At 72.9% G+C, this 22,259-nt stretch carries 17 protein-coding genes and 1 pseudogene; 9 read left to right on the forward strand and 9 right to left on the reverse strand.

Annotated elements, in window-relative coordinates; all coding sequences use genetic code 11:
• Positions 1–235: 235 nt before the first annotated feature.
• Positions 236–2,134 carry an anthranilate synthase family protein gene (locus tag J2S43_RS03900; protein WP_306827170.1) on the reverse strand — a complete coding sequence of 633 codons (1,899 nt, stop codon included), beginning with the start codon at positions 2,132–2,134 and terminating at the stop codon, positions 236–238.
• A 312-nt stretch (positions 2,135–2,446) separates the two neighbouring features.
• Here J2S43_RS03900 and J2S43_RS03905 point away from each other — a divergent pair, with 312 nt between their 5' ends.
• On the forward strand, positions 2,447–4,351 hold the full coding sequence (locus J2S43_RS03905; RefSeq protein WP_306827171.1) for an ABC-F family ATP-binding cassette domain-containing protein: 1,905 nt from the start codon (positions 2,447–2,449) through the stop codon (positions 4,349–4,351).
• Here the strand turns inward: J2S43_RS03905 and J2S43_RS03910 are convergent.
• On the reverse strand, positions 4,314–4,985 hold the full coding sequence (locus tag J2S43_RS03910; RefSeq protein ID WP_306839190.1) for a glycosyltransferase: 672 nt from the start codon (positions 4,983–4,985) through the stop codon (positions 4,314–4,316). The two genes, J2S43_RS03905 and J2S43_RS03910, sit on opposite strands and share 38 nt — an antisense overlap.
• Positions 4,962–5,123 (reverse strand): annotated as a pseudogene (locus J2S43_RS03915) (glycosyltransferase); the annotation flags it as partial. The gene J2S43_RS03910 and the pseudogene J2S43_RS03915, both read right to left, overlap by 24 nt.
• A 29-nt stretch (positions 5,124–5,152) precedes the next feature.
• Between J2S43_RS03915 and J2S43_RS03920 the strand changes: the two are divergent.
• Complete coding sequence (locus J2S43_RS03920) at positions 5,153–5,908, forward strand: SIR2 family NAD-dependent protein deacylase (RefSeq protein WP_306827172.1); 756 nt, start codon at positions 5,153–5,155, stop codon at positions 5,906–5,908.
• A 6-nt stretch (positions 5,909–5,914) separates the two neighbouring features.
• Here the strand turns inward: J2S43_RS03920 and J2S43_RS03925 are convergent, their stop codons facing one another.
• The 5 genes from J2S43_RS03925 to J2S43_RS03945 all read right to left on the reverse strand — a co-directional run bounded on the left by J2S43_RS03925 (position 5,915) and on the right by J2S43_RS03945 (position 11,276).
• Positions 5,915–6,322 (reverse strand): hypothetical protein, encoded by a 408-nt coding sequence (locus tag J2S43_RS03925; protein WP_306827173.1) that lies wholly within the window; start codon positions 6,320–6,322, stop codon positions 5,915–5,917.
• Positions 6,323–6,333: 11 nt separating this feature from the next.
• On the reverse strand, positions 6,334–7,164 hold the full coding sequence (locus J2S43_RS03930) for an IS5 family transposase (protein WP_306827174.1): 831 nt from the start codon (positions 7,162–7,164) through the stop codon (positions 6,334–6,336).
• A 376-nt stretch (positions 7,165–7,540) separates the two neighbouring features.
• The gene (locus tag J2S43_RS03935; RefSeq protein WP_306827175.1) at positions 7,541–9,139 is read right to left on the reverse strand and encodes a VWA domain-containing protein; all 1,599 of its coding nucleotides are present in this window, start codon (positions 9,137–9,139) and stop codon (positions 7,541–7,543) included.
• On the reverse strand, positions 9,136–10,254 hold the full coding sequence (locus J2S43_RS03940) for a substrate-binding domain-containing protein (protein WP_306827176.1): 1,119 nt from the start codon (positions 10,252–10,254) through the stop codon (positions 9,136–9,138). The genes J2S43_RS03935 and J2S43_RS03940 overlap by 4 nt, the downstream gene beginning before the upstream one ends.
• Positions 10,251–11,276 (reverse strand): serine/threonine-protein kinase, encoded by a 1,026-nt coding sequence (locus tag J2S43_RS03945; protein WP_306827177.1) that lies wholly within the window; start codon positions 11,274–11,276, stop codon positions 10,251–10,253. Before J2S43_RS03945 ends, J2S43_RS03940 begins: the two co-directional genes overlap by 4 nt.
• Positions 11,277–11,516: 240 nt before the next feature.
• Here J2S43_RS03945 and J2S43_RS03950 point away from each other — a divergent pair, with 240 nt between their 5' ends.
• The 7 genes from J2S43_RS03950 (at position 11,517) to J2S43_RS03980 (ending at position 20,183) form a co-directional block, all read left to right on the forward strand.
• The gene (locus tag J2S43_RS03950) at positions 11,517–12,644 is read left to right on the forward strand and encodes a sensor histidine kinase (protein WP_306827178.1); all 1,128 of its coding nucleotides are present in this window, start codon (positions 11,517–11,519) and stop codon (positions 12,642–12,644) included.
• Positions 12,623–13,294 (forward strand): response regulator transcription factor, encoded by a 672-nt coding sequence (locus J2S43_RS03955; RefSeq protein ID WP_306827179.1) that lies wholly within the window; start codon positions 12,623–12,625, stop codon positions 13,292–13,294. Before J2S43_RS03950 ends, J2S43_RS03955 begins: the two co-directional genes overlap by 22 nt.
• A 40-nt stretch (positions 13,295–13,334) precedes the next feature.
• Positions 13,335–13,922 (forward strand): ATP-dependent Clp protease proteolytic subunit, encoded by a 588-nt coding sequence (locus tag J2S43_RS03960; protein WP_306827180.1) that lies wholly within the window; start codon positions 13,335–13,337, stop codon positions 13,920–13,922.
• Between the two features lie 26 nt (positions 13,923–13,948).
• Positions 13,949–15,295, forward strand: coding sequence for an FGGY family carbohydrate kinase (locus J2S43_RS03965; protein WP_306827181.1), 1,347 nt, complete (start codon positions 13,949–13,951; stop codon positions 15,293–15,295).
• A gap of 281 nt (positions 15,296–15,576) precedes the next feature.
• A complete protein-coding gene (locus J2S43_RS03970) occupies positions 15,577–18,699 on the forward strand; it encodes a sensor histidine kinase (protein ID WP_306827182.1) in 3,123 nt (1,040 codons plus the stop codon).
• Entirely contained in the window at positions 18,696–19,118 is a 423-nt protein-coding gene (locus J2S43_RS03975; protein ID WP_442320027.1) for a roadblock/LC7 domain-containing protein, read from the forward strand. Before J2S43_RS03970 ends, J2S43_RS03975 begins: the two co-directional genes overlap by 4 nt.
• 672 nt (positions 19,119–19,790) lie before the next feature.
• Positions 19,791–20,183, forward strand: a complete 393-nt coding sequence (locus J2S43_RS03980; RefSeq protein WP_306827183.1) for a RidA family protein — start codon at positions 19,791–19,793, stop codon at positions 20,181–20,183.
• A 281-nt stretch (positions 20,184–20,464) separates the two neighbouring features.
• Here J2S43_RS03980 and J2S43_RS03985 read toward each other — a convergent pair whose 3' ends face one another.
• Positions 20,465–22,255, reverse strand: a complete 1,791-nt coding sequence (locus J2S43_RS03985) for a serine/threonine-protein kinase (protein WP_306827184.1) — start codon at positions 22,253–22,255, stop codon at positions 20,465–20,467.
• Positions 22,256–22,259 lie beyond the last annotated feature (4 nt).

Below are 22,259 nucleotides of genomic sequence, written 5' to 3' on the forward strand. Positions count from 1 at the left end.
ACGTAAGGTGCGGTCCTTACGTGCGCACAGAGTAGCGATCAGGGGTTGATGGAGTGGCCGGATCAGCGCCGAATCGTGGGGCGTTAACCCGGGATTAATCCCCAGGTATCAGCAAGGGCTTGATGTATGCCGCGAAGTGGCGGGCGGCAGCCGAACCGAAGGTCCGGGCGGGGGCTCTCAAACCCGCCCGGACCTTCGGCGACCCCGGCATCATCAGGTGCCGCTACCGAACGTGCTACCCGCGAACCGCCGGAATATGCGAATCAGAAACCGATTTCTGCGTGGGAGCGCTTCCGGGTTCCAGCAGCGTGGTGAGCAGGCCGGTCAGCACGGCCAGCCCGTCCTGACTGAGCACAGACTCAGGATGGAACTGCACGCCCGCGAAACCGGGCCCACGCAGCGCGTGCACCGCGCCGTCCGCCGGGTCCCGCGACAGCTCGACCGGACCGTGCGGCGTCCGGACGAGGTCCACGCCGGACAGCGCGGTGTAGGTGGAATAGAAGCCGACCCGGCGCATCGTCCCGAAAAGTGAGATGTCGCGCTGCATTCCCTGATAGGGCGCGTCCCTACGGTGCAGCGGCAGTCCCAGCATGCCGGACAACAGCTGGTGCGAGAGGCACACGGCCAGCATCGGCCGGCCGGACGCCAGCCGCCCCGCGATCACCGCGCGCAGCGCCGCGCCGGGCGGGAACGCCGGATCCGCCGGATCGCCCGGCCCCGGGCCCGGCACCACCAGGTCGAACGCGTCCAGGTCCGGGCTCGGAGTGTGCCACGGCCGTACGGTCACCTCCAGGCCGAGCGCGCGCAGCTGGTGGGCCAGCATGCCGGTGAACGTGTCCTCCCCGTCCACGATCAGCGCGCGCCGCCCGGCGAAGACCGGCGTTCCGGATCCGCCGGCCGCCCGGTCGTCGAGCCAGAACCGGGCGAGCCGGTCGTTGCGGGCGGCGAGCGCACGGCGTACCGCCGGATGGTCGTGATCGTGGGTCGTGGTCGTCTCGGCGGTGACGCGGGGACGCAGGCCGAGCGCGGTGAGCACGCCCGCGGCCTTGGCATAGGTCTCCGCGACCTCGCCGGCCGGCGTCGAGTGCCGGACCAGCGTGGCGCCGACCGGCACGCGCAGCTCACCGGCGGGCGACAACTCCGCGGTCCGGATCAGGATCGGCGCGTCCAGTGACTGGCCGCCGTCCGCGTCCCGGCCGAGCAGCGCCAGCACGCCCGCGTAGTAGCGGCGGCCCCGGCGCTCGTGCCGCGCGATCACCCGGGCCGCGTTCTCGATCGGGCTGCCGGTCACGGTCGGCGCGAACATCGTCTCGCGCAGCACCTCCCGCACGTCCCGCGTGGTGCGCCCGGCCAGCAGATATTCGGTGTGGGTGAGGTGCGACATCTCCTTCAGGTACGGGCCGAGCACCTGGCCGCCGCCCTCCGCGACCGTGGCCATCATCTTCAGCTCCTCGTCCAGCACCATGTAGAGCTCGTCGCGCTCCTTCGGGTCGGCCAGGAACCTCAGCAGGTCACCGCCGCCGGCGTGCCGGAACGTACCGCTGATCGGATTCATCATCACGAGGCCGCGGTCCACGCTGACGTGCCGCTCCGGCGTCGCGCCGATCAGATAGCGGGTGCCGGTCCAGACCAGGAACGTCCAGTACGCGCCGCGCTCCTCGGTCAGCAACCGCCGGAACGCGGCGAGCGCGGCCGTGCGCGGGTCGGTCCGGACCGTCGCGTTCCAGGTGCGGTGGATGACGAAGTTCGCCCCCTCGCCGCGCCCGATCTCCTCGCGCAGCACGGACTCGACCTCGCGGGCGTAGGCGTCGTCGTCGACGTCGAAACCCGCGCTCTCGGTGACGATCGGGACGTCCGGGAGCGCCCGCAGCACGTCGCCGACCGGGTGGGCGGTCGCCTCCGCGATCCGCAGAAACTCCATCGGCGTGCCGTCGTCGACGGTCTCGAAACCCCGTTCCATGATCTGCCGGTACGGGACGAGCGCCAGCGTCTGCGGCCCGGTGCGCGCGTCGAGCGGCAGCTCCGCGAGCGTGCCGGCGACGGCGAGGTCGCCGGTGAGGGCCTCGACCTCGTCGGCGCCCTCGCGCCGCAGCAGCGCGAACGGCCGCTCGCCGGTGATGATCCGAGTGAACAATGCGGTCTCCCGTGGTCAGGGCCGTCGCTCTCGGCGGACCTTGTCGTGCCACAGGAGGAGCATGTGGCGGCCGCCTCGATGGGCGGCCGCGGTGTGGTTACGCGCGGGGCTGGTGGGCCGCCTCGGAGGCGTGCCACCAGAAGTTCAGTCGCGCGGTCATGGTTGAGGAGCGTACACCGGCAAGTCGCTTGCCGGGGGTGCGGCGCGGCGCTACCGTTGATCGCGATGTGAGCCGTTGACACCTCCCCGACCCGTGCCCGAGGCCTGTGCTGCCCGGCGGGTTTCCTCTCGTTTCTCCCGAGGTGTCCCGGCATGTCCATGCCCGCCCTGCTCGCCCATGACCTCGTCCGCACGCTCGGCAGCCGCCGGGTGCTCGACGGCGTCTCCCTCGTCGCCGCACCCGGTCAGCGCATCGGCCTGATCGGCGAGAACGGCACCGGCAAGACCACGCTGCTGCGCCTGCTGGCGGGCGCGGACGTGCCCGACTCGGGCAGCGTGGTGCGTCCCGAGTCGCTCGGCTTCCTGCACCAGGAGCTGCCGTTTCCGTCCGGTGCCACGCTCTCGGACGTGCTCGACGACGCACTCCGCGAGGCCCGCCTCGCGCTGGCCACGCTCGACCGCCTGGCCGCCGCGATGGCTGCGGGCCCGGACGCTGCGGGCCCGGACGCTGCGGCGGCTCCCGGCGCGGCCGTGTCCAGCGCGGCCGGCCCGGACACGGCGGCTGCTCCGCACACGGCTGCTGCCGGGACGGCGGTCTGCGGGACGGCGGTCTCCGGGCTGGCGGTCTCCGGCTCGGCGATGATCTCCGGGTCGGCTGAGGAACTTCTGGCCGGATACGGCACGTGGCTGGAGCGGGCCGAGGAGCTGGACGCGTGGGACGCGGACCGGCGCGCCACGCTGGTCATGGCCGGGCTCGGGCTCGGCCACCTGGACCTGGCCCGGACCGTGGGATCGCTGTCCGGCGGCGAACGCGGCCGGCTCGCGCTGGCCGCGCTGCTGGTCCGCCGCCCGGCCGCGCTGCTGCTCGACGAGCCGACCAACCACCTCGACGACGCGGCCGCCGCGTTCCTGGAGGAGGAGTTGCGCGGGCTGCCCGGCGTGGTGCTCGTGGCCAGTCACGACCGCGCGTTCCTGGACGCGGCCTGCACCGACCTGATCGACCTGGACCCGGCCACGGACGGCCCGACCCGGTACGGCGGCGGCTACACCGCATACCAGGCCGCGAAGCGCGCGGAGCGGGAACGGTGGCAGCGCCGGTTCTCCGAGGAGCAGGACGAGCTGACCGCGCTGCGCCACGCGGCCTCGGTCACGGCGCAGCAGGTCGCGCACGGCCGGCCGCCGCGGGACGGCGAGAGGATGGGCTACGGGCACACGGCCGGCCGCGTCCAGCAGCAGGTCTCCCGCCGGGTCCGCAACGCGGCCCGGCGGCTGAAGGAGCTGGAACGCACCCAGGTCCGCAAGCCGCCGAAACCGCTGCGCTTCGCGCCGTCCACACTGGCCGCCACGTCCGCGTCCGGGTCGCTGATCTCGCTCCGCGACGTGCGCGTGCCCGGCCGGCTGTTCCTCGACCGCCTGGACGTCTCCGCCGGCGACCGCATCCTGATCACCGGCCCGAACGGGGCGGGCAAGTCCACGCTGCTCGCGGTCCTGGCCGGCCGCCTGCATCCCGCTTCCGGTGCGGCCCCGGGCGCGCGCGATACCGACGACGCCGGGCAGCGTGACGCGGGTGCCGCCCCGGGCCCGCAGAGCACCGGCGGCGGGCGGCGGGATGCCGGCGGCGTGGTCGTCGAGGGCGACGTGCAGCGCCGCCGTGGGTTGCGGGTGGCGCTGCTGACCCAGGACACCGTCTTCGATCGCCCGGACCGGCTCGCCCGTGACCTCTACGCCGCCACGCTCGGACCGGATCGTGCGGAAGCGGTGCCGCTCGGCTCGCTCGGCCTGCTGCCGGCCCGCGCGCAGACGCTCCCGGTCGGCGAGCTGTCCGTCGGCCAGCGGCGGCGGCTCGCACTCGCGCTGGTCATCGCGGACCCGCCGGAGCTGCTGCTGCTGGACGAGCCGACCAACCACCTGTCCCCGCGGCTCGCCGACGAGCTGGAGGACGCGCTCGCCGCCGGTCCCGGCGCGATCGTGGTCGCCAGCCACGACCGCTGGCTGCGGTCGCGCTGGCCCGGCCGCGAGGTCACGCTGACCGGCTCCGCCGACGCGACGGGCGGATGACGATCGCGCGGACCTCGCCGCGGCGGGCGACCGGCCGCCACCCGTGGTGCCGGCGGCCGGGCGCCGGAGCTGGAGGGCGGTGTCCGGTCTCGTCGCGGCAGCGGGCCGGCTGCCACCTGTGGTGCCTTGGGCCGGGTCGCGGGCACCCGACGGCGGTGTCCGGTGAGCGTGTCAGCCGGCGGCCTCGACGAAGAACGGGCTGAGGTAGGCGATCGTGCGGCCCGCGGAGCGGTAGTCGGCGAAGGACTCCCAGGTTCACGATGCCCATCGGCTCGTAGACGGACGGGCAGACGAAGACGGAGGCGGCGGCGAAGAACTGACGGAGCACCAGCGGGTCGCGCAGCCCGGTGATCCAGTGCACGCCGGGGCGGGACGCGCGCAGGTCGGTGAGCGCGGACGCGCCCTCCTCCGCCAGCTCCGGGGTGTCCGCGGCGCCGGCGCCCATGACCAGCTGGGCGCGCGGGTCGAGCAGGTGGCCGGCGCGGAGGAGGGAGAGGACGCCCTTCTGGCGGGACACCCGGCCGACGAAGAGGACGATCGGCCGGTCCGGGTCGATGCCGTATCGGGGCAGCGCGTCCCGCTCGCCGGTCGGGTGGAACCGGTCGGTGTCGATGCCGTTGTGGATCGCGTGCACCCGGTCCGGGTTGAGGTGCGGCAGGCAGCGCAACACGTCCGCGCGCATCCATCGACTGACCGCGATGACCGCGTCGACCGACCGGTACGCGGTGTCCTCGATCCACGGAGGAGCGGCCCGGAAAACGAGTCGCCGGCGGTGCGGCCGCCGACCTAGGCTCGGTGGCCATGAACGCGTCGACGCCTGTGTGGGCGCAGCATGTCAGCCGGGTCGCGGTGCTCACCGGTGCCGGCGTCTCGACGGCGTCGGGCATCCCGGACTACCGGGGGCCGGAGGGCGTCTGGACCCGGGACCCGTCGCTGGCGGAGGCCTTCACCTACGACCGGTTCATCGGCGACGCGGCGGTCCGGGAGCGGTTCTGGCGCACCTATTCGGACCACGCCGCCTGGGGTGCGGAACCGAATGCGGCGCACCGGGCGATCGCGTCGCTGGACCGGCCGGGGCTGGCGGTCCGGGTGCTGACCCAGAACATCGACGGGTTGCAGCAGCGGGCCGGGCTGGCCGAGCGGAAGGTGCTGGAGCTGCACGGGACCATGCATCGCACGGACTGCACCGGCTGCCGGCGGTCGCTGCCCACCGCGGAGGTCCGGGCGCGGGTCGCGGCGGGGGAGACCGATCCGCGCTGCGCCGAGTGCGGCGCGGTCCTCAAGCTCGGCACGGTGCTGTTCGGCGAGGAGCTGGACGCGCGCCTGCTGGGCGGCGCGGCCGCGATCGTGTCCGCGTCGCAGCTGGTCATCGCGGCGGGCAGCTCGCTGATCGTGAACCCGGTCGCGTCGCTGTGCGCGCTCGCGGTGGACCGCGGCGCCCAGCTCGTGGTGATCAACCGGGACCCGACGCCCTACGACGCGATCGCGGCCGAGGTGATCCGCGAGGATCTGGTCACGGCGCTGCCACGGGTGGCCGCGCTCCTGAGAGGGCGGTAAGGGAGGTTACGTCCGTTTCGGGGTGAGGGTGAACAGTCCGGGTTCGGTCTCGGTCACGAGTTTGTGGTGGACCAGGCGTTTGAGCTTCGCGCGGGTGCCTTCGACGTGTGCCGGTGTGGGTTCGATGTCGAGGGCGAGGCAGATGCCCTTGGCGCGGATGCCGTCGGGTGCGGTGCCGAGGATGGTGAGGATCTGCTGGTAGGCGGAGCTGATCACGATCGGTTCCTCGGCGGTGAACTGGGCCGCGGCGATTGTTTTCAGGGTGGTCCGGGTGGTGGCGAGGTCGGCCAGTTCACGGTCGGTGCGGTCCAGTTCGGTGGTGAGCGCGCTGATCTGCTCGCGCAGCCGCTGCGCGGTCTGCGTCGCGGTGGTCTCCTGCGCGGTGATCAGGTCGAGGATCGTGTCCAGGTGCATCAGCGGGCCCGTTACCGGTCTCGCCAGGTCGGGGTGCTGGTCCCGGTCAGGCGGCGGGCCATGTTCGCTATCGATGCCCAGAGCGTGCGGGACACGCTCGATTCCGGGCGGCTCTCGTACTCACGCGCCAGGCGGCGGTGCAGCATCAGGGTGCCGTAGACCTGCTCGACGATCCACCGCTTCTTCACCGGCACGAACCCCGGCATCGTGTCGGAGCGTTTGACGACCTCGACGTCGATACCTGTCACGGCGCCGTGGACGGCGACGTCCTGTTTGAACCCGGCGTCGACCATGGCGAGGGTGACGGTCGGGGCGTGCGCGGCGACCTTGTCCAGCAGCCGAATCCCGATGACGTTGTCGGTCACCGACGCGGCGGTCACGACCACGGCGATGATCAGCCCGAGAGCATCCACGGCCAGGCCCCGCTTACGGCCCGGAACCTTCTTCCCCGCGTCTTTGCCGGTCGTGGCAGCCGGGACGTGGTTCGCGGCCCGCACCGACTGGGTGTCCAGCACCACCATGGTCGGGTCCTCGGCCCGGCCGGCCTTCTGCCGGGCCTGGCAGCGCAGCAGATCATGGATGACCGCGTCGGTGCCGTCATCACGCCACAACGCGAAGTAGTAGTAGACCACCGGCTTCTGTGGCAGGTCATGCGGCAGATACGCCCACTGGCAGCCGGTCCGGTTCTGATACAGGATCGCGTTCACGACCTCCCGCAGATCCTGCTCACCGGTCCGGCCCGCGACCGACACCCGCCCCGCCCGCCACACGTCCAGAAACGGGCCGATCAACGCCCACTGCGCATCGCTGACGTCACTCGGATACGGCTTCCGATCACCCATGAACAGGCCAACACCCCACCCCGGCCACGGGACGCGACCAAAATTCACCCTTCACGCCATCGAGTGATCACTATCTGTCATGAACCCGCAGAACGATCTCCAAACGGACTCAACGCATAGATCAACCCAAAGGATCTCGAACCACCCTCTGACGGCCACGCCGTCCCGCGCCTGAGCGGAGCCGTGACGCCGAGGGGAGCCGTGACGCCGAGGGGAGCCGTGACCCCGGGCAGCGCCGTGGCGCGTCCGAGCAGGCCGCGGCGCGTGCGAACGAACCGCGACGCGCCGGCCCGCGCATGATCACGCGGAGTGTGACGGGTGGCGCCGGAAGCGCCAGGTGCGGCTCCCGGCGTACCCCCGGCGATGGTGTTGAACTTCATTGGTATCCGCGGATCTGGCAGAAGGCGCGGGTCAGGTCGCCGTTGCGGGCGTCCCACGTCTGCCCGCGGGTGGCCGCGGCGATCTCCTTCATCTCCTGCTCCGCGGCCTCGCCGAACAGGATCGGGAAGATCGGCGTGGTGACCGCCGCGTCCCCGCGCCGCTTGAGGAAGTCCTTGAACGCGGCCAGGTCGCGGCCCTGGTTCGACTCGCCGTCGGTCATCAGCACGATGCTGACGAAGCGGTCCTTGTCGGTGGCCGCGTCCAGGCTCGCGTACGCCGCGACCAGCGAATCGTAGACCGCGGTGTCGCCGCCGACCCGCAGCGCGTCGATCGCGCCGCGGATCGCGTCCCGGGACGGCTGCGCGTTCGCGGCGTCGACCGTGAACGACCTCGCGGCCTGCGGCGTCTGGCTGAACGGCAGCAGCACCACGTCCTCGCGGCTGCGGAACCGGCAGAACTCGCCGGTCAGCGACGTGTTCACGCCGGTCAGCCCGGACAGTGCGGTCTTCAGCGCGGTGATCCGGTCGCCGTCCATCGAGCCGGACACGTCCAGCACGTAGACGGTCCGGGACGGCCGGCGCAACTCGTCGTTGTACGCCGTGAGCAGCGCCTTCAGCGACGCCTGCGTCTCCGGGAACGGCAGCTCGACCGGCGACTCCGGCAGGCCCTCCGGCAACGGCACGCCGGGCAGCGCGGGCCGCCGGGCCGTGGTCGCGCCGATCCGCTGCTGCACGTCGGTCCCGCGCAGCCAGGTGGCGAGCCGCCGGTGCGCGTCCCGGGCCGCCTCGGGCGCGTCCGCCAGCACGGTCAGCGGGTAGTCCGCGGTGACCACGCCGTCGGACGGGTAGACGATGGTGAGCTGCTCGGGCAGCGCCTTCGACCGGTTCAGCGCGACCAGCGACGCCTCGTAGTTGAACAGGCCGTCCAGGTCGCCGTTGCGGGCGACGAACTCGTCCACCAGCCAGTCCGACGAGCCCGCGTTCAGGCTGTGTGCCTTGAAGAAGCCGTTGACGGGCCCGGACACCCGGTCGATCGCGGACGCGTCCAGCGCCCGGCCGCTGCCGTCGAGCGCGGACGCGACCGCGACCAGCGTGGAGAACCCGGTGTTCGACGCGGACGGGTCGGTCATCGCGAACGTGAAGTCACGGCGCGAGGCCGCGGTCGCGATCTCGGACCAGGTGACCGCGCGGTTCGTCCAGCCGAGCCGGGTGGCGGCGGAGGTGCGCAGGCCGAGCACGACCGGCGAGCTCATGATCCGCTCGGACGACCCGAGCCGGCTCTTCGCCTCCGGCTCCATCTCCAGGTAGCGGTTCGAGGAGAACCAGACCGCGTCGTACGCGCCGTCGGCCTTTCCGGAAGCGACCCGCTCCGCCCCCTCCAGGCTGCCGATGAACTCGAACTCGACGGTGACGCCGGTCGCCTTCGCCGCGTCCTCGAGGATCGGCGCCATGTCGGCCAGCTCGCTGCCGGCCAGCACCCGCAGCGTGGTCGCGGGACCGTCCACGCCCTCCGGCGAGGGCGCCGGGTCCGGGGATGACGTGCAGGCCGTCAGCAGGGAGACCGCCAGGGAGGCGGCGAGAATGCGCCGGATCATTTCGCACACTTCCCGGTCGTGTCGTCGAACGAGGGGTTCTTCTCCAGTTCGAGCAGCATCGACTCGAGCAGCTCGTACTCCGGCGGCTCCTGCACCACGGGCGGCTCCGGGCGGTCGGTGAGCGCCTGGCCGTCGAGCCGGAAACCGTACTCCGCGGCCAGGTTCTGCAGTTGCTCGTCGGAGTCGAGGGCCCTGCCGAGCTGGTTGCCGGCGTCGGTGAACGGCACCACCGTGTGCCGGGCGTAGACGGTCGGGTTCGGGAACAGCATCACGTGCTCGCCGTCCGGCGGCACCGTGATCGCGGACGTGGAGTCCAGGAACTGCTGCTCGTAGATGAGCGCGATCGGCGAGCGGACCGCCTTGTCGCTCAGGTACTGCTCGAACAGGTCCTGGCTGGTCTCCTCCTTGGTGCCCTGGTAGGCCATCAGCCGGCACATGTCCGGCAGCACCTTCGCGACGTCGGCCGGGGACGAGACCGGCCGGCCGCCGTTGAGCGCGGCGGACGCTATCGACACGAACTGGATCGCGGAGCCGGAGTCCTTCGGGTCGGTGGTGCGCAGCAGGACGACCTTGTTGTTCGGCGAGCTCTCGTTGCCCTTGAGCTGGTTCCACCGGGTGCCCTTGCGGGCCAGCTCGACCAGCGCGTTCACGTCGACGACCGGGCGGTCCTGCACGGTGGTGACCACGCCGGCGCCCTTCAGTAACGTCACGACCGGATTCCAGGTGGCGACCACCATCACGGACGAGAACGGCTTGTACGTGTCGTTCACGCCGCGCAGCTGCTGGATCTTCTCCGCGGTGGACGTGCTGGACGGGAACGCGAAGTCGTACGGGTGCGCGTCGTTCGACAGCGTGTTGACCATGTCGCGCGAGCCCTTGGAGTCGACCACCAGCGTCAGCCCCAGGCAGGACAGCCGGGCCAGGACGCGGGGATCGTTCAGGTACGGCGACTTCTCCGAGCCGATCACGCCACTCACCCGGGTCTGCTCGCCCACGCAGCCGGCCACCGGGTCGCCGTCGCGGTCCGGGCCGGTGGCGCGGCGGACCACGGCCCAGGCGACCACCGCCACCAGCACCACGCTGACCAGCAGCGCGACCATGCGCAGCGCTTTCATCGTTCGTCGCCTCCGGTGTCCTCGGGTGTGTCTCGCAGTGCCCAGCCGGCCACCACGCCGGCGATCATGAGCGCGGGCAGTGCCCAGAGCGCCATGGTCGTGTCGATCAGGTCCGCGGCCAGCAGGCCGGTCCCGGCGACCGCGCCGGCACCGCCTCCGGCGATCAGGGGCCAGACCGCGGCGGGGGTACGCGGTGCGGGCGCGACGCTCTCGGAACGCTTCCACGCCCGGTAGACCGCGTCGCCGAACGCGCGCGCGTCGTCGTACCGGTCCGCGGGTCTCTTTGCCATGCCCTTCATCACCACGTCGCGCAGCGGCGGCGGCACGGTGTCCGGCAGCGGGTCCGGCTCGCGGTCCCGGTGGTCGGTGATGGAGAACCGGCCGCCGAACGGCTTCCGCCCGGCCAGCGCCTCGTAGAGGACCACGGCCAGCGAGTAGATGTCGGCGCGCCCGTCCGCCCGGTCGCTGACCAGGCGTTCCGGAGCCACGTACGCCGGGGTGCCGACCATCTGGCCGACCCGGGTCAGGTCGGACGTGTCGATGTGCTGCGCGATACCCCAGTCGATCAGGTACGCGTGATCGGTGCCGGCCCGGTAGCCGCGCTCCAGCATGATGTTGGACGGCTTCACGTCCCGGTGGCGCAGGCCGCGCTCGTGCGCCGCGGCCAGCGCGGACGCTATCTGCTCCACGATCGTGACCGTGCGTTCCGGGGTGAGCGTGCCGGCCGCGATCTCGTCCGCCATGGTCCGGCCGTCGATGTAGCGCATCGCGATGTACGGCTCGGGGAGCTTCGCGCTGAAGTCGTAGACCACGACCACGTGCGGGTTCTCGATGTCGGCCGCGATCTCCATCTCGCGCAGGAACCGCTCGCGCAGCTCGGTGTCGTCCAGCGCGTCCGGCGCGAGCAGCTTCAGGGCCACGATCCGGCCGCCGCGGTCGAGGTCCCGGGCCCGCCAGACCTCGCCCATCCCGCCCCGGCCGATGAGTTCGAGCCGTTGGTACGCACCGACTGGCGAGGTCACCATTTACCTCGTATTCCGCTGGGGTGAACGTGTCAGCGATCGTACGACCGCCACGCTCGGGGGAGCGGCGCCACGTACCCGCTCGCCGGGGTGAAATAAGGCAGAAAACGGACGCCTGGCACCGGGAGTTGGCCCGCGCGTCAGCGAATGTTCGTCCGCCCGGCCCGGCGGGACTTTGGTCGTGCCCCGGTCGACCTTCGGCCGCATCGCGGATGTGCCGCCGCGGTTAGCGTGTGCGGCATGAGCAGGCGCGGGGTGTACGACCTGAGCATGACCGCGGTCGCGGTGGTGCTCGGGCTGGTGTGGCTGTGGGTGGCGCGGGTCAGTGACGGCGAGGAGGAGTTCGCCCCGCTCCGATTCGAGCTCACCGGCCTGGTCGTCGCGGTGCTGCTGTTCGTCTGGCTGCGCCGCTCCCGCCCGGTGCTGCTCGCGCTGCTGGTCGGCGTGATCGGCATCGCGCTGCCGTCGGTCGCCGGCCTGGCCGCGGCCGCGCTGGTCGGCGTCGCCTCCCGGCGCGGTGCACGCTGGGCGTTCCTGGTCTTCGCGGTGGACGCGGCGCTGATCCTCTCGCTCTTCCAGGACGAGGGCGGCCCGACCCGGGAGTACTGGGAGACCGCGGCCGTGCTGCTGATGGCCGATCTGGTGCTGGTCACCGCGGGCCTGCTGCTGCGCTCGCACCGCGCGCTGATCAGGTCGCTGGAGGAACGCGCCCGGCAGGCCGAGGAGGGCCAGCGGCTGCGCGTCGAGGAGGCCCGCCACCTGGAACGGGAGCGCCTGGCCCGGGAGATGCACGACGTACTCGCGCACCGGATCTCGCTGCTGGCCGTCCACGCGGGCGCGCTGGAGGTGCGGCGCGGCGCGTCCGAGGAGGAGACGCGCGCGGCCGGTGTGATCCGGGAGTGCGCCTACGACGCGCTGGAGGACCTGCGTGAGGTGATCGGCGTGCTGCGCGCGGCCCCGGACGCGGATCCGGACGCCGACCGGCCGCAGCCGGGACTCGCGGAGCTGGGTGCGCTGGTCGAGGAGTCGCGGCGGGCCGGCGCGTGGGTCGACTTCACGGCCGGGCTACCGGGCGACGATCCGGGGCGGGCCGGGCGGCACGTGTACCGCATCGTCCAGGAGGGTCTGACGAACGCGCGCAAGCACGCGCCCGGCGCGCGGGTGCGGGTCACCGTCGGAGGCGGTCCGGGCGACGGGCTCAGCGTGGAGCTGACGAACCCGGCCGCGGTCTCCGGCGGGCTGCCCGGCGCCGGGGCGGGCCTGATCGGGTTGCGCGAGCGGGTGGACCTGGTCGGCGGCCGGATCGAGCACGGCTGGACGGAGACCGGCGATTTCCGGCTGAGAGCATGGCTGCCGTGGAGACCGTGAAAGTCCTGATCGTCGACGACGACGCGCTGGTCCGGGCCGGGCTGGTGCTGATGCTCGGCCAGTTCGACGACATCCAGGTGACCGGCGCGGTCACCGACGGCGACGAGGTGGCCGCCGAGATCGCCCGGGTGCGGCCGGACGTGGTGCTGATGGACGTGCGGATGCCGCGGATGGACGGGCTGGCCGCGACCGAGGCGCTGCGTGCCCGCCGGGACCCGCCCGAGGTGATCGTGCTGACCACGTTCGACACCGACCGGCACGTGCAGCGCGCGATCCGGGCCGGGGCTGGCGGCTTCCTGCTCAAGCACACCCCACCGACCCGGATAGCGGACGCGATCCGGCAGGTCGCGGCCGGTGAGCCGATGATGTCACCGGAGGTGCTGCGCCGGATGATGGGCTACGTCGCGGGCGCCGGCGTGGACCCGCGCCGGGATGCGGCACGCGCCCGGCTGGCCGCGCTCAGCGACGGCGAGCGCGGGGTGGCCGAGCGGGTCGGGCGCGGCCTGACGAACCAGGAGATCGCCGCGGAGCTGCACATGAGCACCGCGACCGTGAAGGCCTACGTCTCCCGCGTGCTCACCAAGCTCGACATGAACAACCGGGTGCAGATCGCGCTGCTGGTGCACGACGCCGATCTGCCCATGGCATAACCCGTCGGCGCGGTGGGGGAGCGGCGGCTATACAGAAGGGATGAGCGATCCGCGCCGGTGGCCGCAGTCCGAGCCCGATCCGTACCCCCATCAGGGTCTGAGCCCCTGGCTCGAGGAGCGGCTCTTCGACCAGCGGATCGTGATGTTGCGCGGGCGGATCACGCTGCCGGCCGCGACGCAGGCCGCGGCCGCGCTGTTCAGCCTCGACTCGGCCGGCGACGCGCCGGTGCAGATCCACCTGGCCTGCCCGGACGGTGAGCTCGCGGCCGCGTTCGCGGTGGTCGACGCGATGGACACGATGCGCTCGCCGGTGCATGTGGTGGTCACGTCCGAGGCGGGCGGCGCCGCGCTCGCGCTGCTGGCCGCGGCGCAGCGCCGGCTCGGTTACCGGCACGCCCGGTTCAAGCTCTCCGAGCCGCACGCGTCCGCGACCTCCGGCACCACCGAGCAGGTCACCGCGGCCGCCGGCCAATACCTCCGTGAGCTGGAGGAACTCGCGCTGCGGCTGGCCGAGGCGACCGGCCAGACCCGGCACCGGATCGAGGACGATCTGGGTGCCGGGCGCATGCTGACCGCGGAGGAGGCACGCGACTACGGACTGCTGCACGAGATCGTCGGCAAACCCTGACCCATAAGTGGGTACGGTGTCGGGCGATGAGCGCTCTCGGAAACATCCTCGCCTTCGACCTCGGCACGTCCTCGGTGCGTGCGCTGGTGCTACAGCCTGACGCGGTGCCGGTGCCGGGCGCGCTCGCCCGCCGGAAGTTCTCCCCCACGGTGGACGGCGACGGCGCCGCCACGCTCGACGCCCAGGCCTACCTGGCCGCGCTGATCGAGTGCGTCGACGAGCTGCACGCGGCCGGCCGGCTGGACGGCGTCGCGCACGTCGCGGCCAGCGCGATGTGGCACTCGATCCTGCCGCTGGACGGCGCGGGCAAGCCACTCGGACCCGTGCTGACCTGGCTCGACACCCGCCCGCGCGCGGCCGAGACGGCGACCGGCCCGGACGACGAGGCCGCGTTCCACCACCGGACCGGCGCCTGGTGGCATCCGCTCTACTGGACGGTCCGCATCCCGTGGCTGCGGGAACGGTCCGGCACCGCACCGGCCGCGTTCAGCGGCCTCGGCGAGTTCGTGTGGTCCGAGCTGCTGGGCGAGAGTCCGATCTCGGTCTCCCAGGCCTCCGGCGCGGGCGTGCTGGACCTGAACGCGCAGACCTGGGACGCGGAGGCGCTGTCGCTGGCCGGCACGCGCGAGTCCGAGCTGCCCACGCTGGCCGGGCCCGGTTGGCGGGGCCGGCTGCGCGCGGAGTACGCCGGCCGCTGGCCCGCGCTCGCGGACGCGGAGTGGGCCGCGCCGTACGGGGACGGCGCCGCGTCCAACGTCGGTTCCGGCGCCGGTGACGCGTCCCGGGCCGCGATCACCGTGGGCACGTCCGCGGCCGTGCGGGTCGCGCAGGAGATCGCGCCGGGCCAGGCGCTGCCTGCCTTGCCGCCCCAGCTGTGGCGCTACCGGCTGGACCACACACGCGTCGTGACCGGCCGTGCCTACTCCGGCGGCGGCAACCTGTTCGCCTGGGCGCAGCGCGCGCTGCTGCTGCCCGAAGGCGACGCGCTGGAGGCCGCGCTCGACGAGATCACGCCCGGTCAGGTCGGAGTCTGGGCCGATCCGCGGTTCGGCGGTGACCGTCCGCCGGGCATGACGCCGCCCGGCGAGGGCCGGCTGGGCGGGCTCGGCCTGACCACCACCGGACCGCGGATCCTGGCCGGGCTGATGGACGGCGTGTGCACGCAGGTCGCCGCTGACCTGCTCGTTCTCGAGTCCACTGTCGGCCGTACCGTGGATGTGCGGTTGGGTGGCGGCGCGGTCGCGGCCTCGGCGTGGTGGCGGCGCGCGTTCTCCACCGCGCTCGCGCCACGCCGCGTGGAGGCGGTGGAGAACCCGGAGGTGGGTGCGGTCGGCGCCGCGCTGATCATGCTGGCGGATCACCCGAACGGATGATGGGCCATCGGCGACTCCGCCACAGCGGTGTCGGCCACTCTGACGGTCGCAGGTAAACGTCCGAACACGCGTATTGGGATTCCCGCTTCCACCTGCTTGGATGTGATCATCTTCGGTGTTCACCCCCCTCGCACCGGAGGACCTCAGGAGGTGTGGTGGCTTCTGCCACGGGTCCGTCGCGTCGATCGGCGTCCCCTTCAGACCGGCGCCGCCGCGGTTCCCGCTCCGGTGGATCGCGGCTGCGCGTCGAGGACTGGCCGATCCGCACCAAGATCGTCGCAGTGCTCGTCATTCCGTCGGTGGCGTTCATGCTGGTCGCCGCCGTGCAGGTCACCGACTCCGTGCGGCGGAGCCTCGACCTGGCTCAATATGCGCGCGAGGCCCGGCTGGCCCCGCAGATCACCGAGGTGATCCACGACCTGCAGGCCGAGCGGGACCGGACGATCGGCGAGGTCAATCCGCAGAAGGACCTGTCCGCCGTGTTCCGCCGCCCGTCGCTGGTGCAGAACGCGATGGCGGAGTACTACGCCGCCACCGACGCCTCCATCAACGCGCTGCGCACGGCCGGTGACGACGTGAACGGCACGGTGGCCTGGCAGGCGAGCTACACGGACGCGATCAGCGCGGTCGAGTCGATCGGCCGGCTGCGGGTCTCGCTCGCGGACGACATGGCGAACGTGCTCGTCGACTTCCCCGGCTCGATCAAGACGCTCGACGACTCCTACACCCGGGCGATCACCACGCTGATCGGCCTGCTCGGCTCGCCGACCGCCGGCTCCGACCGGCCGGAGCTCGCCCTCGCGTTGCAGCGCCAGGTCGAGATGGCCGAGATCACGGAGATCCTGGCCCGGCAGCGCGCGATCGTGTTCCGGGCCGCGAAACCCCCGGACAAGGTCGCCGCGGGGTACGCCGAGGGAGACCTCGACCAGTACAGCGCGCTGCGCAGCGAGCTGGTCGACGCGGTCCGCGAGTTCCGCAGCGTGGCCGCGCCCGCGCAGATCAGCGCGTACGAGGCCACCACCCGGGACCAGGCCACCCAGGACCTCACCCGGCTGGAGTCCATCACGCTGAACTCCAGCGGTCAGTTCCCCGCCGCGGACGCGTGGTGGGACACCAGCGAGAAGCGTCAGGCCGTGCTGGCCGCCGTCCAGTCGCAGGTGGTGAACGACGGCGTGGCCGCGGTCGACGACGCCTCCGGCGCGCAGACCCGCAGCACTGTGATCAGCGCGGCCGCGATCCTGATCATCCTGCTCGCCGCGGTCGTCGCGTCGCTGGCGATCGGCACGTCCATCGTCCGGCCGCTGAAGCGCCTCCGCGAGCAGGCGCTCAAGGTCGCGCAGACCGAGCTGCCCGAGACACTGGAACGGCTCAGATCGGTCCAGCGTGGTATTCCGGATATCTCGGTCGGTGACTCGCAGATCCGCGGCCGCGACGAGATCGGCGAGGTGGCCCGCGCGTTCGTCGACGTGCACCGCTCCGCCGTCGACGTCGCCCGCGAGCAGGCGTCCATGCGTCGCAACGTCAACGCGATGTTCGTCAACCTCGCCCGCCGCAGCCAGGTGCTGGTCGAGCGCCAGCTCGAACTGCTCGACGAGCTGGAGCGCGAGGAGAGCGACCCGGACCAGCTGACCAACCTGTTCAAGCTGGACCACCTCGCCGCCCGCATGCGCCGCAACGACGAGAACCTGCTGGTCCTCGCCGGCTCCGACAACGCCCGCCGGTGGCGGGACCCGGTCGCGCTCTCCGCGGTCGTGCTCGCCTCCACCGCCGAGATCGAGGACTACACCCGGGTACGCCACGACGCGCCCGACCGCGTCCACGTGATGGGCCACGCGGTCGCCGACGTCGTGCACCTGCTGGCCGAACTGCTCGACAACGCGGCCGCGTTCAGCCCGCCGAGCACGGTCGTGCGCCTCTCCGGCCGGCTCGCCGCGGACGGCACCGTCGTGCTGGAGGTCGTCGACGACGGCCTCGGCATGACGCCCGGCACCGTCCAGGAACTGAACCAGCTGCTCGCGGAGCCGCCCGCGGTCGACGTCGCCGCGTCCGAGCGGATGGGTCTCTTCGTGGTCAGCCACCTCGCGGCCCGGCACGGTATCCGAGTCAGCCTGCGCTCCGGCGAGCGCGGCGTGATCGCCACCGTGTGGCTGCCGCCGTCCGTGCTCACCGAGGCACCCCCGGACGACGCGCTGCGCGGACCGTCCATCCAGGTGCCGGCGCTCCAGCCGAGCGCGCCCATCGCACTGCCCGCGTCCGGTGCCGCGCCCGCGCTGCCCGCCGTCTACGGAAGCACGCCGCCGGCCCTGCCCGGCTCGCGCGAGCTGGTGCCGACCGGGTTCGAGGCGGCCGGCGTGATGACCGGGACCGTGGTGCCGGTCTCCGCGGTGCCGTCCACCGGATACCGGTCCCCGGCGGCGGCCCAGCTGCCGCCGCGGCCCCCGGTCGATCTGCGGCTGAACCAGCCGCCGGCGCCGCGCGCGATCCGGCCGTCGCCACGGCCGGCCGGCGGGCAGCCGCGACCGGAGATCGCCACGTTCTTCGACACGACCGGGACCGGGCCGCTGCCGCTGGTGCCGAAGCAGCGCACGGGCGGGGTCATCTCGGCCGTGCCGACGCCGCCCGGGCCGGCGCCGACCGAGGCGGTCCGGACGCCCGGCGCGGTCTACGGATCGGCGACGTCCGGGGTCACGTCGAGGCCGGAGCTTCCGGCCGGGCCGACGTTCGCTCCCTCGTCGCCGGCGCCCTACGGGCACTCCGCTCCGGCGGTGCCGGCCGGGCCCTCCGGCCCGTCCGACCTCTCCGGACGCTCCGGGGCTTCGGGATCTCATGGATCCTCCCGCCCTTCGGGACCGGAGCAGTCCGGCGGCTATCCGGTGTACGGGGCCGGTGGGCCGTCCGACTCGGGTGCGTTCGCGATGCCGTCCGCGTACGACGCGTTCAGCGGCCGGCGCGCGGCCGAGAGCAGCGGCGAGTATCCCGTCGCCCCGTCGCCCGTCTCCGCCGCGCGCCCGGCCCGCCCGATCCGCGCGGAGGACGTGCTCGGCGCGGCCAGCGGCGCGTCCGGCGGTGGCGGCACCTGGTGGAACCGGTCCGGAGCCGGCAAGCCGACCGGCGGCACGACCGCGCTCGACCGCACCCCGGTGGCCCCCGCGGCCCCGGTCACCGGCGGAACCAACTCCGCCGGCCTACCCATGCGGGTCCCGATGGCCCAGCTCCCCGACGGCCAGGGCGGTCCGGCCCCGGCCGGACGCGCGCCCGAGCGTAAGGTCGCGGAGCTGGATCCGGAGGCGACCGGAACGACGCTCAGCAGGTTCTACAGCGGCATCCGCGCTGCTGAGACCGAGGAAACAACAGAAAACACCGGGTCGCACACGGCGATCCGGTGGGAGGGAGACAGGCAATGACCGTGCTGAGCCAGGAGGCGCGCGACCTGAGCTGGCTGGTCGACGCGTTCGCCCAGCGGGTCCCCGGTGTCGCCCACGCGATCGTGGTCTCCTCCGACGGCCTGCTCCTGGCCGTGTCCGACGGCCTGCCCCGCGACCACGCGGACAAGCTGGCCGCCGTCACGTCCGGCCTGTACAGCATCACCCAGGGCGCGGCCTCCATGTTCGACGGTGACGTCGTCAAGCAGACCGTGGTCGAGATGGGCCGCGGCTTCCTGCTGGTGATGAGCATCCGCGACGGCTCCATCCTGGCCACGCTCGCGGTCCGCGACGCCGACATCGGCGTCGTCGGCTACGAGATGGCCCGCCTGGCCAAGCAGACCGGCGAGATGCTCACGCCGGCCCTGCGCGCCGAACTCCAGGGCTCGCTGCCCTTCTGACGTCCCACCCCACCGGCGGCATCCCACATGCCGCCGGTGGCGGACGCTCGGCAGGCGTGCCGCCGGGCGAGCGCGCCTGCCACGGCTGCCGCCCGGGCAGCGTCCCGGCCGCGAGTGCCAGCGGTGACCTCCCGCCGCGAAGGCCATTGGGGCGGCGGCCGTCCCGCGGTCTCCGCACGTACCGGCGAACAGCGAAACGTGGACATGATCAGCAGGTCGGCGGCAGTGCGCGGCTCGTGCACTGCCACGGCGCGCCGAGAGAAGTGGAGGCTGCTGACTCGGTGCCGCTGGATCGCGTAGGTCGCCTCGGGCGCTCCGCGCTCGAAATCGCATGACACAGCGCAGGAGTCGCCGAGCAGCGGCCCATCGAGACGTCGAACGACTCAGCCTGTGAGATCGACCTCCCGGAATTCAGGATTCAAGATCCTTCCAGCCCATCTTGCTGGTTCGACGGCGCTGAATCAGCAATATGGGCTGGAAGGATGTTCGCGACTGCCGCGACGGCGATATCCGCGAACGCAATATGCTGATATTCCGGGCGTGCAGTGTCCGGGGCCTGCCGAACACATCCTGCGAAGAGCGTCCAGGTCCGCGAAACCCTGGAACTCGCGGCTGAGCCGGTACTTGAGGCGGGTCCAGAAATCCGGTTGGCCGCGTTCGTAGGATGCCGGTATGTCGCCTGAAGCGGTCAACTCGCCTGACCTGTCCACTCCGCCGGGATACAGCCACGCCATGCGGGCCGGTGGGTTGCTCTTCGTTTCCGGGCAGGTGCCGTTCGACGAGAACGGCGCGGTGGTGGGGGTGGGGGACATGCGCGCGCAGGCCGAGCGGACGTTTCGCAACCTGGGGATCGTTCTCGAGGCAGCCGGGGCATCCTTCGCGGACCTGGTGAAACTGACGTACTTCGTCCGCGACGTGTCTGCGGTGGCGGACGTGCGCGCGGCCCGCGACCTGTTTGTGGACGTCAAGAAGCCGCCGGCTAGCTCGCTCGTCGAGGTCTCCGCGCTGATCCACCCGGATCTCCTGATCGAGATCGAGGCGATCGCGCAGCTGCCGACCGCGTAGCCGCCCGCCATACCGAGACATCGGGCGCACAGCGTCCGCTCCACGGGACGATCTCACCGGCAACGCACGCCGGCTCGATATCGCCTGCCGGTCCGGCAGGTGACCGTGGGGCGTTCGGCGATCCGGGTTGGTTCTTACTGAGGGTCCGGCGTCAGGTCTCGAATTGCCGACTGGCCGGGGCACTCTGCGCCCGAATTGCACCATCTATCGCCGCCCGGCCCGCAGCTCTCACCCGAACGCTGAAAGCTCGGCAAACAGACGTCCGGCGGTGCCGGTGGTGGTCAGACGACCAGGTCGTCGACGATTTCGATCATGTCGGAGGCGGCGTCGGGGGACATGTCGCCGTCGTCGGCGAGGCGTTCGAGGCGCTCCTGGAGGTCGGCGGCGCCGTCGGAGAGGGCTTCCGGGTCGCCGAGGTCGCGGCGCAGGTCGCGGAGGTCGTCGAAGAGCCGGCTTCCGGCGCGGGAGTTGATGTCGCGGCTGACCAGCCCCTGAGCCAGGGCGGCATCGAGCCGGTTGAGCACCGTGCCGGCCTCGACCGCGTCCTGCGCGGAATCCTCGTCGTCATCGGAGGGTGATGGCGAGGGTGACGGGGAGCGAGCCGGGGGACGACTCGGCGTGGGTGCGGGATTCGCCGGACCGGCGGTGGCTGGGGCGGTGGTGCCACCGGTTGCCGACGAGGCGGGGTCGCGGCGGTCGTCCGGGCCGAGCAGCAGCGTCGCCAGGGCGACCAGGCCGACGCCGCCGACGATCAGGCCGGTGGCGAGGACGCCGATAGCACGCGGACTCCGAAGCCGATCGGACCGGGAACGGCCGCCGGCCGAGGCCGGGCCGTCCGGTGGAGACGGTGCGCCGGGCGCGTTGAACCCGGCCGGAACCGCGGCCGCGCCCGGTACGAAACCACCGGCACCCCGGGACCGCGGGCCGCCCCCTCCCGGCGACGGCCACGAGCCGGCACCGGCCGGCGAGACCGGCCCCGCGCCGGTCCGTGAGCCGTCGGCGGCCAGCGGTGAGCCCGGGAAGGTCGCCGGTGATCCGGCCGGCCCGCCGGGAAGCCCGATCGGCGATCCGGAGACGGCGGCCGGCGAGACGGGAGAGCCGGATCCGGCCGGCGAGGTCGGTGCCGCCGCGTCGAAGCCCGGCGCCGGCGAGACCGGACCGGCCGGCGCCGGGCCGCGGTCCTCGGGAATCCCTCCCGCTGCGTACCGCCCGAAGATCCTGGCGATCGAAGCGGCCGGCGGCCGTGTCTCCGGCTCGCGGGACAGGCAGGCCAGGGCCGCGGCCGCGAGCGCCTCCGGCACGCCCGCGGGCAGCGGGGCCGGGGCGGCCACGCCGGAGCGGTGCACGGACGCCGCGTCCTCCCACGACGTGATCGCCAGCGGCGGTTCGCCGGTCAGTGCCGCGTAGAGCGTCGCGCCGACCGCGTAGACGTCCGCGGGCGGACCGGCCTCGCCGCGGAGCAGCAGCTCGGGGGCCGCGTAGGGCGGGGTGCCGGCGAGCCAGCCGTCCAGGATCTCCGTGCCGCCGATGCGCTGGCCGGTGAAGGAGCCGGACGCGTGCGGCGTGTCGCCGGCGACGAGCGTGGCGATGCCGAAGTCGAGCACCTTGGCCGCGCCGTTCGGCGTCAGCATGACGTTGGCCGGCTTGATGTCGCGGTGGACCACGCCGAGCCGGTGCGCGTCCGCGAGCGCGGCCGAGATCTCCGCGGCCATCCGGGCGGCGGCGCGCCAGGGGAGCGGTGGGCCGCCGGCGAGGCGGTCCGCGAGCGTGGCGCCCTCGACCAGCTCCATCACGATGAACGGCAGCACGACGTCGTCGGAACTGAACTCGCCGTAGTCGTAGACGTGCATGGCGTGCGGGTGGGTCATCCGGGCGGCGGCGCGGGCCTCGCGGCGGATCGCGGCGCGCAGCAGCTGGTCCTCGGCCGCGGCGCCGGACAGGATCTTCACGGCGACCGCGCGGCCGAGCGTCTCGTCGGCGGCGCGCCAGACCTCGGACATGCCGCCGAGGCCGATCCGGCCGTCGAGCACGTATCGGCCGTTGAGACGGGTTCCGGCGGCGGGCTCGGGCATGAGG

The sequence above is a fragment of the Catenuloplanes nepalensis genome (assembly GCF_030811575.1).
Classification (GTDB): domain Bacteria; phylum Actinomycetota; class Actinomycetes; order Mycobacteriales; family Micromonosporaceae; genus Catenuloplanes; species Catenuloplanes nepalensis.